The 13,431-nt window shown below is 67.0% G+C and carries 13 protein-coding genes and 4 pseudogenes; 9 read left to right on the top strand and 8 right to left on the bottom strand.

Features of this window, described 5'->3' with window-relative positions; translation table 11 throughout:
• The first annotated feature begins 81 nt into the window (after positions 1 to 81).
• A complete protein-coding gene (locus tag G3I40_RS03555; protein ID WP_164300662.1) occupies positions 82 to 858 on the top strand; it encodes an ANTAR domain-containing protein in 777 nt (258 codons plus the stop codon).
• Between the two features lie 381 nt (positions 859 to 1,239).
• The gene (locus tag G3I40_RS03560; RefSeq protein WP_164300663.1) at positions 1,240 to 1,563 is read left to right on the top strand and encodes a hypothetical protein; all 324 of its coding nucleotides are present in this window, start codon (positions 1,240 to 1,242) and stop codon (positions 1,561 to 1,563) included.
• Here G3I40_RS03560 and G3I40_RS03565 read toward each other — a convergent pair.
• Positions 1,555 to 1,934 (bottom strand): annotated as a pseudogene (locus G3I40_RS03565) (transposase); the annotation flags it as partial. The gene G3I40_RS03560 and the pseudogene G3I40_RS03565 overlap by 9 nt on opposite strands.
• Positions 1,935 to 1,963: 29 nt before the next feature.
• Positions 1,964 to 2,095 (bottom strand): annotated as a pseudogene (locus G3I40_RS03570) (IS110 family transposase); the annotation flags it as partial.
• A gap of 13 nt (positions 2,096 to 2,108) precedes the next feature.
• Here G3I40_RS03570 and G3I40_RS03575 point away from each other — a divergent pair.
• Positions 2,109 to 2,441, top strand: a pseudogene (locus G3I40_RS03575) (FAD-dependent monooxygenase); the annotation flags it as partial.
• Between the two features lie 7 nt (positions 2,442 to 2,448).
• Here the strand turns inward: G3I40_RS03575 and G3I40_RS03580 are convergent.
• Positions 2,449 to 3,147 carry a hypothetical protein gene (locus G3I40_RS03580; RefSeq protein ID WP_164300664.1) on the bottom strand — a complete coding sequence of 233 codons (699 nt, stop codon included), beginning with the start codon at positions 3,145 to 3,147 and terminating at the stop codon, positions 2,449 to 2,451.
• A 106-nt stretch (positions 3,148 to 3,253) separates the two neighbouring features.
• Here G3I40_RS03580 and G3I40_RS03585 point away from each other — a divergent pair, with 106 nt between their 5' ends.
• Positions 3,254 to 3,394 carry a hypothetical protein gene (locus G3I40_RS03585; RefSeq protein ID WP_164300665.1) on the top strand — a complete coding sequence of 47 codons (141 nt, stop codon included), beginning with the start codon at positions 3,254 to 3,256 and terminating at the stop codon, positions 3,392 to 3,394.
• A 770-nt stretch (positions 3,395 to 4,164) separates the two neighbouring features.
• On the opposite strand, the gene G3I40_RS03590 is transcribed toward G3I40_RS03585, so the two are convergent.
• From G3I40_RS03590 to G3I40_RS03610, 5 genes and pseudogenes are all read right to left on the bottom strand, one after another.
• Positions 4,165 to 4,539, bottom strand: a complete 375-nt coding sequence (locus G3I40_RS03590; protein ID WP_203643343.1) for a transcriptional regulator — start codon at positions 4,537 to 4,539, stop codon at positions 4,165 to 4,167.
• A 283-nt stretch (positions 4,540 to 4,822) separates the two neighbouring features.
• A complete protein-coding gene (locus G3I40_RS03595; protein ID WP_164300666.1) occupies positions 4,823 to 5,473 on the bottom strand; it encodes a fasciclin domain-containing protein in 651 nt (216 codons plus the stop codon).
• Positions 5,474 to 5,663: 190 nt separating this feature from the next.
• On the bottom strand, positions 5,664 to 6,410 hold the full coding sequence (locus G3I40_RS03600; RefSeq protein ID WP_164300667.1) for an anti-sigma factor: 747 nt from the start codon (positions 6,408 to 6,410) through the stop codon (positions 5,664 to 5,666).
• Positions 6,407 to 6,860 (bottom strand): annotated as a pseudogene (locus tag G3I40_RS03605) (sigma factor). Before G3I40_RS03605 ends, G3I40_RS03600 begins: the two are co-directional and overlap by 4 nt.
• A 114-nt stretch (positions 6,861 to 6,974) precedes the next feature.
• A complete protein-coding gene (locus G3I40_RS03610; protein ID WP_164300668.1) occupies positions 6,975 to 8,654 on the bottom strand; it encodes a molybdopterin-dependent oxidoreductase in 1,680 nt (559 codons plus the stop codon).
• A gap of 626 nt (positions 8,655 to 9,280) precedes the next feature.
• Between G3I40_RS03610 and G3I40_RS03615 the strand changes: the two genes are divergently transcribed.
• The 5 genes from G3I40_RS03615 to G3I40_RS03635 all read left to right on the top strand — a co-directional run.
• Positions 9,281 to 10,087, top strand: coding sequence for a hypothetical protein (locus G3I40_RS03615; RefSeq protein ID WP_164300669.1), 807 nt, complete (start codon positions 9,281 to 9,283; stop codon positions 10,085 to 10,087).
• A gap of 237 nt (positions 10,088 to 10,324) precedes the next feature.
• Positions 10,325 to 10,774: a class F sortase gene (locus tag G3I40_RS03620; RefSeq protein WP_239091494.1), complete on the top strand. Its 450-nt coding sequence runs from the start codon at positions 10,325 to 10,327 to the stop codon at positions 10,772 to 10,774.
• A gap of 130 nt (positions 10,775 to 10,904) precedes the next feature.
• Positions 10,905 to 11,378, top strand: coding sequence for a GNAT family N-acetyltransferase (locus tag G3I40_RS03625; RefSeq protein WP_203643345.1), 474 nt, complete (start codon positions 10,905 to 10,907; stop codon positions 11,376 to 11,378).
• 274 nt (positions 11,379 to 11,652) lie between these two features.
• A complete protein-coding gene (locus G3I40_RS03630; protein ID WP_343244812.1) occupies positions 11,653 to 11,937 on the top strand; it encodes an ANTAR domain-containing protein in 285 nt (94 codons plus the stop codon).
• 363 nt (positions 11,938 to 12,300) lie between these two features.
• The coding region (locus G3I40_RS03635) for a globin domain-containing protein (RefSeq protein WP_164300672.1) at positions 12,301 to 13,431 on the top strand (1,131 nt) is incomplete at its 3' end.

A 13,431-nucleotide genomic window follows, 5' to 3' on the forward strand; every position in this document is an offset into this window, starting at 1 on the left:
TACCCCCCACGGATACAGTCGTTCACGCGACCATGACTCGGCGGCCCCAGACCTAGGCCCCCATCGGAGGAGGGAGCCGATGTGCTGCTCAGGACCACCGAAATGGCTAACGTTTACGCGCAGCTAGTGGAGCAGAGCTCCCGTACGCCACACGACCCGCGGCCCGTATTGGCCGCGCTCGCGCAGAGCGGGCGATGGATCGGCAACGCCTGCGGGGCCATCGCCTACTACACGCCGCCGGCTACCGAGGCTGTCTACGCGGCGGCCACCAGTCACGAGTTGCAGTGCCTGGCCATCGACACCGCTGCCTGGAATGAGGGACCTGCCTTCGAAGCACGGTCCACGGGACGGATCCTGCTCGACGTCGACATCACGACCCAGCCTCTTCACGTGCGCTGGCCCCGCTGGGCGCCTCGGGCACTACAGCTCTCGATGGACCGAGTCACCGCTCTCCCGCTCACCGTCGGCGCCGATTCCTCCTGTCTCCAAAACGACCTCTCTGAGGGGGCGTTGGTGCTGTTCAACGCAGCGGGACGTCCCTGGGATCGGGAGTTGCTGACACATGTGCCGGGACTGGTCCGCACTGCCGCGCACTTGCTTTCCCTCCAGGCCCAAGTAGCCGAACAGCGTGTCCTTGCCGGGCAGTTGCAGCACGCGCTGGACAGCCGCGTCGTCATCGAGCAAGCCAAAGGCATCCTTGCTGCCCGTCACGATCTGACGTTGGGGGCCGCCTTTGGACGACTGCGCACATATGCCCGCTCCCATGGACTGAAGGTCGCAGAGGTGGCCCGCAGAATCACCGAAGAAGGAGCCGATCCCACGCTGCTGTCCAAGGAGTCAACTCCCGCCACCAAGTGACCGCAGACCGAGCGCCTTTGCGCCGTTTGGTCCCCAGAGAGTGGGGGACTCGCCCCGTCCAGACGTCGATCTGGTGAAGCGAAAACCCCGTGACTCCGGGTTTCCTGGACTGCTGTACGTGCTTGGTACGTGCGTCCTGCCAGCTGTTCCAAGCCGGGAGAGAGCATCCACCCTTGCCCTTCCGGAGCTGGTGGAGACGCATGCGTGCACGGCTCCTGGCCAGTGGGGACTGACCAGAACCGTGCACAGCGCGCAGCCGCCGCTCGCGGGCACCTCGGCCCGGAGCCCCGGCGGCGGCTGCGCCCCTCTCTGACTGCACCGTCGGCCGTCCTGGGGGGTGTCCCTATGTGTTTGGTCAAGGTGGTGGGCCAGGATGGCGGCATGACGACCTGGATCCGCACCTACTACGAGGACGAAGATCTGTGGCTGTACTTCGAGGCCGATGACGAGGGCTGGGCGGTGCGTCAGGTTGAGGTCCGGGGGCAGGACTCGCGGGCGGTGACTGCGGCTTCCTTGGCGGAGGTCGTGCACTTGCGCGACCCTGCCGATCTTGCGTCGATGGGCCGCTATGAACGGCAGTACGGCGTTCTCGCCGAAGGTCCCATGGACGGCTGGCAGGACCAGCCGCAGGCAGCCGAGATCTCCGCGGAGGAGTTCGAGCGGCTGTGGACTGAAGCAAGGCAGGCTCTCGGCGACTCAGCCTGACCTGACCGGCTGCGGTTCGTGGAGGGTGCCGTCGCGGAGCATCGCGAACAGGACGCCGGCCCGGCGCCGGGCGAGACAGAGCAGTGCCTGGGTGGGGTGCCTGCCCTGGGCGATCTTCTTGTCGTAGTAGACCCTCGACGCCGGGTCGCTCAGAGCTGCGAAAGCGGAGAGGAAGAAGGCCCGTTTGAGCTGCTTTTTCCTCTCCGGGAGGGCTGTTCGCCGCGGATTGATGAGCCTGAGCTGCGGGTCGCCGGGGCGAGTCCTGCGTAGGCGGCGAGGTGGCCGGCGGTCGGGAAGGTGCTGCCGTCGCCGACCTCGATCAGGATCCTGGCTCCGGTCCTGAATCCGACTCCAGGCATCGAGGTCAGGACCTTCGAAAGACATCTCACGGCGCTAAGAGTCAAGCCGGGGCGGCTTCGAGCAGCGGGGCGAAGGCGCGGCGTTCGTCGTAGAGCACCTGGTGTTGCAGACAGTGGAAGAGCATTCCCAGCATCCGGTTGAACAGGTTGCGTTGAGCTGCTGCGTGCCAGTCGCGAGCAACTGTCGGCTGGGCGCCGGCCCTCACCGCACTCATCACGGACTCCGACACCGCGCCTGTCCTGCGCCCTCATCACGCGCTGCCGTCCGGCCACCGGTGGGAACACGTGCCCGGGGTGACCTTGCTGGGCGACGCGGCCCACCTCACGGCCCCGAACGGCGAAGGTGCCAATGCGGCCATGCTCGACGCAGCCGAACTCGGCCAGGCCCTAGCCGCCGGATCCGATGTGGAGCCCGCGCTCACCGCCTACGAGCAAGCGCTGTTCGCCCGCAGCGCCGAGCCTGTCGCATTCGAGGGCACTGAGGTACACGGGCTTGAATCGGAGAAGAACACGGCGTAGACCATGCTCAAGATGCTCGTCGAGCAAGAGCTGTAGGTTCCGGGCGGGACAGGTGCCGGCCCTTGGTTGAGGGTGAGAGCGTCGAGTTCGGGGCAGTGCCTCCGGACGGCTTTGAGCTGGAGCTGCTCGGACTCGGCGAGGGTGTCCGGGCGCCGGAGATCCATCCGGCGACGGCTCGGGGTGAGGGTGGCCGGGCGGTCACCGGGCGTGGTGAGGTGCGCTTCTCGCGCAGGTAGGCGCGAACGCGCTGGTAGCTGCCCTTGTAGCCGAGCGGCACGATCTCCTCCCACAGCTTCCACGCGTGGGTGGAGCCCTGGTTCCAGCGGTCGTCCAGGTACGGCTTGGAGTCGTCGAGGACCGAGGACCGGTTCTGCCACTTGCCGGTAAACAGGTCCTCCGGCTTCGCGGCGTCGGCGAACCGCTTGACGGTGTGCCAGGCCATGCCGCGCTGTCGCTGGACCGAGCGTCGGCTGTGGCCTGCCTCCAGCAGGGCGTGGACGGCTGCGTGCCGGCCCCGGGTCCGGTCGGCGAAGCGGTGGCCTGTCGGCCATGGCGAGGTGGACGGGTCTGGGGCGGCAGTGGTCTCGGGTTCGGGCTGAGCGGGTGCGGGCGTCAGGACACGAAGGCAGAGGCGGTGCTGGGCGACACTGCGCTCGGCGGCCTCGCTGAGGTTGTGCCAGAGATGCCACCGGTCGGCGACCTGCACCGTTTGCGGCGCTCCGGCAGCGGCGCCTTCGGCGAAGAACGGCGCGCGGTCCCGTCAGACGACCTCGATACCGGGTCGTCGGGCGAGCCTCGACGGCGCGAAGTGGGTGGACAGCGTAGGGACGCGCCGCTGCTCCTACGAGGCCGTGCAGCTGTGTCTGGCCGCCCTGGCAGACACAGCTGCACAGCTGGAACGCCAACAGCAGCCGCCCGCACCCGACGATCCGCACCCGGAACTCCTCGCGTGATTTTTGGCGCGCGAGTCTCGCCAGGCATCGCGCTGCGTGCTGCCCGGCGTTCTCGCAGATCACGCAGGCGAGTACTAGGATTGTTGTGCGTGCCCCAGCCCTGGCCGTTGACCATGTCAGCCGGCTACAGGCGGTGGAGATCATGAACCAGAGTCTTCGCGGGGCGAACAGTGCGGCTTCGGGATATTACGGCGGCGGTGACGAACCGATCTCGCTTGCTCAGAGCCGGGGCAGCGCATCAGCCGATGCCCTTGGCGCACTGTATGACCAGCATGCGGCAGAGCTGTATACCCTCGCGTGCCTGCTGTGTGAAGACGACAACTCTGCTGAGGACGCGTTCGTCGAGGCCATGGCTCACGAGGCACTCCTGGGACGCGACGATGCTGGTGTGCCCGAACAGAGGCGGCAACTTGTCGTTGAGCTCTGGAATGTGATCTGCGCGCGATACGTACGGAGTCGCCCGTCGAGCCGAGACGGTGCCAACGCCGCGCCCCGCACCCGGGTAAGGCTCAGTGGAGACAAACAAGGGAATTCACTGTGTCCAGCTCCGGCGTGTGGCATCAAGAAGGCGCTTCTCGGAGTGACGCTCCTGGGCTGTCATACCTATCGGGAAGCCGCTGGACTCCTGGGCCTGGACGCCGGTGTTGCGGCCCGACTCCTGCGTGAGGAACTCCGGGCACGTAGCAGGGAACGAGTCGATCACTGATTCCTGACCGGATCCGAGCCCGGGGTGGAGAAGACCTGCGCCGACTGCTCGACTCCTGTGCCGGTCAGACTGCCGAGTTCGGCCGATCTGCGGCGCCGGTCTCCACTGTGTCGGCCGCGTTCTCGCCGTCGGCGGCAGCGGACATGGGGTATGCCGACGACGTCAGGACTACCAGGTCCCGGACGGTCAAAGAGGCTTCTGCCGGGTGCCGCAAGGGCCTGTCGAGATCGAGGACGTACCGGCTGCGTCGCCCGGCCCGGCGCCGCTGGAGAAATCCGGCGTGTTCCAGGTCGTTGAGGACGACCTGCACGCGCCGTTCCGTGATCTGGCAGTCGGCCGCGATAGTGCTCAGCAGCGCGCGCTGGTCGCGTGCGAGTACCAGCAGGACCCTGGCGTGGCTGGTCAGGAAGGTGCAGCGTCCGTCCTGGTGCTTGTCCATGGTGCTCCCCGCTCCGTCTCCTCACGTGCACAAACTAGCTGAGGGGACATCGGGAGCCAATTCCGCCGGCATGACGTCTGCCGCTTCGCTGTATCCGGCGCTGGTGACGGGAGGAGTCACCAGCGGCTGCTGCTCGGTTCGGTAGCGATGCCACCTGCCGGACACGCTGCTCTGCCAGCCCTTGCGTGGTCGCGCCGTCCCAGCTGTCCAAGGAGGCCACACGTGTGAGGTGTGCGAAGGCGGTGGGGATGCAGGCATGGGGGCCGGCCGTCTGCGGGGTGTGTCAGCTCTTGGGCATCAGGACGCTGTCGATGATGTAGACGTTCGCATTGGCCGTCTTGACGTTGCCGCACACCACGTTGGCGGTGTCGTTGACCTTGTAGCTTTCGCCGGAACCCGAGGTCGTCAGCTTCGACTTCTCCAGAGTGTCGAACGAGCCGTTGCTCAGGTCCTTCGGCGCAAGCTTCTGCCCCACGACGTGGTAGGTGAGGATCTTGGTGAGCTGGGCCTTGTCGTTGAGGACCTTGTCCAGATCAGCCTTCGGGATCTTCGCGAAGGCGTCGTTGGTGGGGGCGAACACGGTGATGTTCTTTGCGTTGTTCAGCGTGTCGACCAACCCGGCCTTCTTCACTGCGGTGACCAGTGTCGACAGGGCCGGGTTGTGGGAGGCAGCGGTGGCGACGGGGTCCTTGGCCATGCCGTCGAAGGAGCCCGCTCCGTCCTTGGGCACCGTGGAACAGGCCGGGCCGAACGGCTCGTTCATCGCGTTCATGTCGTGCGAGGGGCTGGCCATGTCCGAGCCCTTCGACGCGGCTGATGACGTGCTGTCAGATGCATTGTCCTTGGAATCGCTGTCCGAGCAGGCGGTCAGGGCCAGGGGCAACATGGCGGCAGCAGCGACAGTAACGGCAAGACGACGGACTCGAGTCTGCATGACATCCCTCAACGATCAGATCCGTGAAGGCGGTCCGCCTCCATCGTGGGGAATCCGGCGCGGCTGGGGAGACGGATTGGTCGCTTCCTCAAGACACTGATCTTTTTCATTCCGCCGAGGCGTACGGAGGAACTGAAGACACCGGTGCTGACCGTGGCACAAGACCAGCACCGGGCCCCCGCGAGAGCCCCTAGGCAGGCAGGGACAAAAGAGCGAGTGGCTGAGTAGTGGGCTGTTTCGAGCCACCGCCCGGCTCTAGGGTGATGCCCATGCCGGATGCTTCGGCGACGGAGCCCGTCATCAGCACGCTTTGATCGGTGCGCGAGGGGCTCATCAGCCCGGCCGGGCGCATGTGGTCCCCGTCGGCGAACCACAGTTGGTAAACCTTGCCCTTGGGCGGCTTCGCCATGCCAGAGGCGATGAAGACAGCCTTGTCGCTGTCATGGGAGACGACTACCGAGCCACGGGCACCGCCGGCGATCGTTGTCGCCGTCGCCTTGGCGTCCGCGGCGCTGAGGACCTGGGCGATCTGGTCGGCCTGATGCTGCGCGGCCTGGGCGTCGTGGCGGGCCTGGTCGGTCTGCTGATGCTGCCGCAGTGTCGTGGCGCCCAGGGCGGCTACTGCGGCGAGGCAGGCGGCCAGAGCCCAGCGCAGGGCGTGGCTGCCTCTGACGGCACCGGGCGAGGACGGCGAGACGTGCGGTCCGTCTTGGCGGACGGCGTCGATCTGTGCCATCACCTGGTTCTTGAGCTGAGGGGGCACCGGCATGGTGGCCGCCAGTGCGAGGCGTCCCGCGGTGGCAGTCAGCTCACGCACCTCCTGAGTGCATGACTGGCATGCGGCCAGGTGCTGCTCGAACGCGATGCGTTCGTCTTCCTCTAGTGCGTCGAGCGCGTAGGCGCCGGTCAGAGTGTGCAGGTCGGGCGCGGCGGTCATGCGATCACCCCCAGGCAGTCGCGCAGTCGGATGAGGCCGTCTCGCAGCCGCGTCTTGATCGTGCCCAAAGGAGTCGACAGGTGCTCGGCGACCTCTGGGGACTTGTTCCAACAGCGCCGCTTTGTGGTCTCGGGTGGCCGCAGCCTCCACCGACCGGATCCGGTCCACGCTTCGTCGGTGGGCCAGGGTGAGAAGCCAGTTGATGACCGTCCCGCGGTCGGCCCGGTAGCGGACTGCGCCGCGCCACGCCTCCACCCAGACCTCTTGGGCGACTTCTTCGGCCTGGGCGTGATCGCGCAGCACCCGGTACACGGTGCCGAACACCGCTCCGGCAGTGGCGTCGTAGATCGTCGCGAAGGCGTCCTTGTCGCCGAGCGCGACCTGTCCCATCAATGTCGTCAGGTCTGGGCCGTGTTCGGGGTGGCGTCCGATGTGGATGGCTTCGGGCATGTGCCGCCTTTCCGGGTACCGCTGGAACGCGGCGTGAACAGATCGAAGTCACCAGTAACTCATGCGTCCCTCCGCTTTCCGGCAGGAGGCTCATGTCCGGTGGGGCCTGTCCGGTTAGTCGACGGTGACAACGACGGAGTGCCAGCCCGAGGCGCCGTCGGGGATCGTCGAGGTGCGCTTTTCGGTCTGGGTCTGGCCGGTACGGTCGGTGGCCCGCACGGTCAGTGTGTGCCCGCCCTTGCCGGCGTCCCAGGGATACGACCACTGACGCCAGGTGTCCCTGGTGTCCTCGGTGGCCAGTCGGGCTGCTTCCCACGGGCCGTCGTCGACACGGACTTCGACCTTGTCGATACCGCGGTGCTGGGCCCAGGCGACCCCCGCCACCATCACGGTTCCTGCTTTCGGCCGCCCGAACGGCTTGGGGGTGTCGATACGGGACTCGGTTTTGATCGGGGCCTTTTGTGCCCAGTCCCGCTTGACCCAGTAGGAGTCGTAGGCATCGAAGGTGGTCAGTTCGATGTCCTGGATCCACTTGCACGCCGATACGTAGCCGTACAGGCCAGGGACCAGCATGCGTACCGGGAAGCCGTGCTCGAAAGGCAGGGGCCGGCCGTTCATGCCCAGGGCGAGCATCGCGTCACGGCCGTCCAGCACGTCCTCGACGGGGCTGCCGATCGTCATGCCGTCCACCGACCGGGCGACCAGTTGATCGGCAGGACCGCCTTGGGACGGTGGTTTGACTCCGCACTCCTTGAGCAGGTCGTCCAAGCGGACACCGATCCAGCGGGCGTTGCCGACGTAGGGACCACCGACTTCGTTGGATACACAGGTCAACGTGATGTTCCGCTCGATGAGCGGCATCTTCAGCAAGTCGTCGAAGGAGAGCGTGCGTTCACGTGTCACGCCCTTGCCATGGATGCGCAGCTTCCAGGAAGTGGCATCGACCTTGGGCACGACCAGCGCCGTGTCGACCCGGTAGAAGTCCCCGTTGGGAGTCATGAACGGGCTGACGTCTTTGATCCGTAGTGCTGCGCCTTTGGGGACGGGTGCGGCAGCCGACGAAGGTGCGGGGATCACTACGTCCTTGCGGGACGCGACAGCGTTCTGCCCCTGTGAACCGTTCAGTGCCCGTCCCGCCAGGCCGATACCAGTTGATGCCGCGGCCGCCGCCGTGGCGGCGAGAACAAAACCGCGCCTGTCCCAGCCCGACTCCGCCGGGTCGGCTGCCACTGGTGTGCGTGACGTACCCATGTGCTGTCCGCCGGCTGCAGCGGGCTTGCTGTCGCCGGCCGTGATCACCGCCGGCTGCTCTGCCGTGGCACGCCGCCCCTGTCCCAGGCGTCCGGTCAGCCAGTACAGCAATCCGGCGCCGACGACGGCTCCGGCGACGGAGGGCAGGGCGTCGCTGATGCTGGTCGAGTCCGGTCGACTGGTTGCAGCCAGTGCTCCGACCACGCCGAAGGCGAGCACGCCGAGGGAGCCGATCCGTCGCCACCGTGTCGCCAGCATCCCCAGCACCAGGGCCAGCACAGTGAGGACGGCGAGGATGCCCAGTTGCAGGATGAGCTTGTCGTTGGTGCCGAAATGGCGAATCGCCCAGTCCTTCACCGCGGGCGGTGTGCGGTCGATCGCCGCCCCGCCGACGGCGATGACGGGCCCGGACTCGGGTCGTACGGCAGCAGAGACGCACTCGGCCACCGCAATCGCGGCATATCCGGCCAGCAGACCGCTCAAGGCACCCAAGGACAAGCGTTTGATGCCGCGCAGCGGCTTGCGTGAAGCGTGGTGGTCCATGTCCGGAATCCGTCCTGAGGGTGCGCTCGGATTGGTCGTACACGCCCTCGGTCGACAAGCGCGATGCGGCAGCAGTACCAATTCGCATCGTGTCCGTGCCGTCGCAGCTCCGATGACGGTGACTGGTTCCGCTGATCGGACGCACCCGCTCCCGCACACGGGCCCTGGAAGCGCGCCGCTGACCAAGCCGCATCGTGCAGGGCGCCGGATTCCCGACATGTAAGAGCGCTGCGCGAGTACGCCCATGGGAGAGATGCCGTGAAACGACGCTGGACGCCACGCACCACCACGGATTGGCTGCGCCGCTGGAACGCGACCTGTAACCGACCCCGCTGGCGGTTCCGCTCTGGCACGACGACAAGTGCCTTCGACAACAGCGCCCCCGCACCATCCTGCGGAGATCGGCTGCCCCGGCAAGAAGCTGAGCCGCCGGCCCGGATGCGGGCCGCTGTGCTGGACGCCATCTGCTCCGTACCGCAGAACCGGTCGGAGGGCGAGGGCCGGGACGGGACAGCGGGCGGCGACCAATCCGACCGCGGGATGTCTCCGAAATAAGAGAGTCAGAAGCTCGTGAGTTCCGAAGCCGGTCGGCAGGTTCGCTGAGCGGCGCTGGAAAGAGGCTTGTTGTGATAGCCCGACACGCCGCTCGACTGACCGCTCTCGCCGCCGTCCCCGCGGCCCTCGCGTTCGCATCGTTCCCCGCAGCCGCGCACACCGGCCATCCGGCGAGCGCGTCCGGCGACAGCTACCAGGTCGACCTGACGTCGCTGAACGGGTCCGGTGCCAAGGGCACGGCGATGCTCAGCCTGGACGGCACCCGGCTCACGGTGAAGATCGAGGCCTCCGGCCTCGTGCCCGGTCAGCCGCACGCGCAGCACATCCACGGCTCCACCAGTGGGCACGACTTCCACTGCCCGGACGCCTCCGCGGACAAGAACCAGGACGGCATCGTCACCACGGCGGAGGGCATCCCGGCCTACGGCGACATCAACATCTCCCTGACCACCAAGGGAGACACGTCCAAGAACAGCGGGCTGGCCGTTGACCGGATGCCGACCGCAGACAAGGACGGCAAGCTCTCCTACGAGCGCACGCTGACCGTGTCGCAGAAGGTCGTCGACCACATCAAGGACCTCCACGTGGTCCAGCACGGCATCGACCCCAACCGCAACGGCAAGTACGACTTCGGCAAGGGCAAGAGCGAACTCGACCTCAAGCTGCCCCAGGAAGCCACCGCTCCCGCGGACTGCGGCATGCTGCAGGGCGCGTCGGTGGGTTCCATGCCCTCGGGCGGCGTCGAGACCGGCTCCGGCAGCACGGCAGGCATCGAATCACCCGGCCTGATCGCCGGCGGCGGCGTCGCGATCGCCGCGGCGGCGGGTCTGATGCTCGTGCGGCGGCGCCGCACGCACCAGATCACCGACAGCCGCTGAGAGCCTGTCCCTATGACGCAGCGCATAGTGCGTCGGGCGCACGGTGGTCGACAGCGCTGGCTGTCGGCCACCGTGGCCGCGGTGCTGCTTGTCGCAGGTATTACGGCCCTGGTGCTAGGTCTGTCACGCCAGCAGACGGCGCCGCCGAGTGCTCCTGCAGGCCACGCTTCCAGCCCTGCCCATTCGGATGCACCGTCGTCGGGAAAGAACGGGCCCGCATCTTCTCAGCCTTCCGTCATGGAAGCATCCGCACCAACTCGCCTGTCCATCCCTGCTATCGGCGTCAACACCTCTCTGGAACGCCTGGGGCTCGACAAGAGCAGGGCGATGGAGACTCCGAAGAACCCTGCCAAAGCGGGGTGGTTCACCCCTGGGCCCACTCCCGGCGCGAAAGGCCCGGCAGTCATCGCGGGACACGTCACGTGGAACCAGACCAAGTCCGTCTTCTTCAACCTCGCCCGCCTGCGCCACGGCGACCACATCGCCGTACAGCGCAACGACGGCTCCACCGCTCGCTTCACCGTCACCCGCACCGAGCAGTACGCCAAGGACCACTTCCCGTCCATAGAGGTGTACCGCAACATCGACTACGCCGGACTGCGCCTGATCACCTGTGCGGGCACCTACCGCGACCATCACTACGCGGACAACGTCGTGGTCTACGCGACCCTCGACCCAGCGAACTGATCACCATCCGGGAGGAGCGCCCCCTGGCCGTCTGGCAAGGACACTTGTCCGCGCCCCGCAGGGCAGGGCGGGCTCCGGCTCCTGCCGAAATGCGTTGGCCACGGCTATGGAACCGCTGTTATGCAGAGGCATGACGTCTTGGACCCTGACTCCTGAAGCCTTCGACTCGGTCAACGCGAGCAGTCTGCGCCGCGACTACTACGACGAGGTCGCGAGCCGCTACTGGAAGCGGCCGGCAACGTCCGAGGAGATCGATCAGGGCTTGGCCGGGGACGGTGTCGAGCTGCTCACCCCGCCCACCGGCCAGTTCGTCGTCGGTCACTACGGCGAAGAGGCTGCCGCCTGTGGTGGGGTACTGGTACTGGACGCCGAGCGCGCTGAGCTCACCCGCGTCTACGTGCGCCCCGCCTTCCGCGGCAAGAACGGCGCGAGCCTCTTGCTGGACCTTTTGGAGGAGGAGGCCCGCACACTCGGTGCCTCTCAGATGGTCCTCAACACGCGCCTTGCACTGTACGTGCGCCACGGCTATGCCGAAATCCCGGCGTACTGCACGGGTGCGTATATGGAGGTCTGGTACGGCAAGGACCTCAGAGCGGATCGTTGATCAGCCCGACCATCGTGCTGACGTCGTTCGGCCTGGCCAGCCCTCAGTCACCTGAAGTGCGACGGACGCCGCGAGCACGTCGGCGGTCGCGACCGTGACCGCTACGTGGGCCTTTCGGGGGTTGCGAGTTGGCGTGCTCAAGCAGAGAGTAGGAGGATCGATTGTCGCTGTAGCGCCCTTGACCCCGGGGCTGTGGCCCTCGCTCCGGAGGGACGTTTTGTTCCTGGATACACGGAAGGCTGATGTTGAGGCGGCGCTGCGTGCGAAGGTGGAGGTGCTGGAGAAGGAGAACCTTCAGCTCAAGAATGCGCTCGTCTCTCATGCGGTGATCGATCAGGCGATGGGAGTCATTCTTGCCGCTGGACACCTTTCACCGGCCGAAGCGTGGGATGCGCTGCGCGAGATCTCCATGCACACGAACATCAAGGTGCGTCTGGTTGCCCAGTCGCTGGTGGAGTGGGGGGCTACCGGCCAGATCTGCACGGAGATCTCCACGGAACTCGAGCGGCAACTGTGCGGTCGGCGGATCACCGCAGGTGAGCCGGAAGGGTCGCTGTAGACGAGCACGCCGACCGCCTGTGGTGGCCTGGCCGTCGGAGACCGCGCGGTCATGGCAGCCGCCGACCCACTCCTCGTGGTGCGCTTCGAGGCCGACACACCTGTCCATCCCGGCCATCGGTGTCGCCACCGCTCTGGGGAGTCTTGCCTGGACGCGTACCGGGCCATGCAAGTCCCCGAACCCGGCTGTGGCAGGCTGGTTCACTCCGGCTCCCGCAACACCGTCGCCTACGCACGTCCTCCCTCTGCCCCGAGGTCTCGTTCGGTGAATGACCGCGCCCCCATGGTGGATTAGACCAATCCGGCGTGGCTGGGGCGCCGAATTCCCCGGGACGGGACATGCAGACGGCGTGGGGGAGCGGAAGTGGACGAGCGTGACGTGCGGTTGGTGCAGGACAGCTTGCAGCGGGCCGGGGCTCGCGGTGTCCATGTGGTCCGGTTCTTCTACGCGCACCTGTTCGGTGCCAGGCCGGATCTGCGGCGGCTCTTCCCCGCCGAACTAGGTGAACAGCACGAGCGGTTGTTGAACGCATTGGTGCACGTCATCGATCATCTCGACGCCCCCGGCACACTGTCCTACCTGGAGCGGCTGGGCCGTGACCATCGCCGCTACGGCATTACCCGGAGCGATTACCTCAGTGTCGGCCGGAGCTTGATCGCATCCATCGCCGAGCACACGCCGCGCACGTGGAATGAGGACACCGAGCGGGCGTGGACCAACGTGTACACCCTCGCCATGAACACCATGCTGGCCGCGGTTAAGCGCGACAATGCCGCAGGTATTCCGGCGAGTTGGCGGGCCACGGTGGTCTCCCGCCGTCTTGACCGCACCGGACACACCGTGGTGCTCCAGGCGGTCCCTGACCAGTTCTACCCGTTCCGCGCCGGCCAGTACGCGGCCGTGCACCATCCGGAACTGCGCGGCATCTGGCGCCCCTACTCCCTCGTACGACCGGACGACGATGCCTCACGCGGCGAGGTGGAACTCCACGTCGCCCGCACCCCCGACGGGTCACTGAGTACCCTCCTGTGCGACCAGGCGTCTCCCGGACACACCCTCACCCTCTCCGCGCCCGCCGGCGACGGCTGGTGCGCGCAAGACGAGGCGCCCCTGACGGTCATCGCGGCAGGCACCGGCTGGGCTCCGGCCCGCGCCATCGTCGCCGAACAACTGCGCCGTTGCCCGGCCCGCATCATCGATGTGCACGTGGTGGCCCGCAGCCGCGACCACTTCTACGATCAACAGCACCTCGCCGGCCTTGAGAGTCGGCACCGCCAGCTGACCTGCCATCGGTGGTACCCGCCGGACCCGCATCGTGTCCGCGGCTTTCACGACCAATTCCAGCAGCATCTCGCTGAGGGGCCGTGCCTGGCCGATCGGCATGTCTATGTGGCTGGACCGCCCGCCCTCGTCAGCACAACCATCGAGACCCTTGAACAGCGCAATGCGCCACGCAGTTTGACGCACGATCCGCTGCTCTCCACCAGACAGGAC

Origin of the sequence: Streptomyces sp. SID14478 (genome assembly GCF_010548525.1) — a bacterium.
Classification (GTDB): domain Bacteria; phylum Actinomycetota; class Actinomycetes; order Streptomycetales; family Streptomycetaceae; genus Streptomyces.

Coding starts and splice junctions, on each gene's coding strand:
- G3I40_RS03590 (WP_203643343.1), bottom strand. CDS start 4,539: ATGGACAAGCACCAGGACGGACGCTGCACCTTCCTGACCAGCCACGCC.
- G3I40_RS03595 (WP_164300666.1), bottom strand. CDS start 5,473: ATGCAGACTCGAGTCCGTCGTCTTGCCGTTACTGTCGCTGCTGCCGCC.
- G3I40_RS03620 (WP_239091494.1), top strand. CDS start 10,325: ATGGAAGCATCCGCACCAACTCGCCTGTCCATCCCTGCTATCGGCGTC.
- G3I40_RS03625 (WP_203643345.1), top strand. CDS start 10,905: ATGACGTCTTGGACCCTGACTCCTGAAGCCTTCGACTCGGTCAACGCG.
- G3I40_RS03600 (WP_164300667.1), bottom strand. CDS start 6,410: ATGACCGCCGCGCCCGACCTGCACACTCTGACCGGCGCCTACGCGCTC.
- G3I40_RS03610 (WP_164300668.1), bottom strand. CDS start 8,654: ATGGACCACCACGCTTCACGCAAGCCGCTGCGCGGCATCAAACGCTTG.
- G3I40_RS03560 (WP_164300663.1), top strand. CDS start 1,240: ATGACGACCTGGATCCGCACCTACTACGAGGACGAAGATCTGTGGCTG.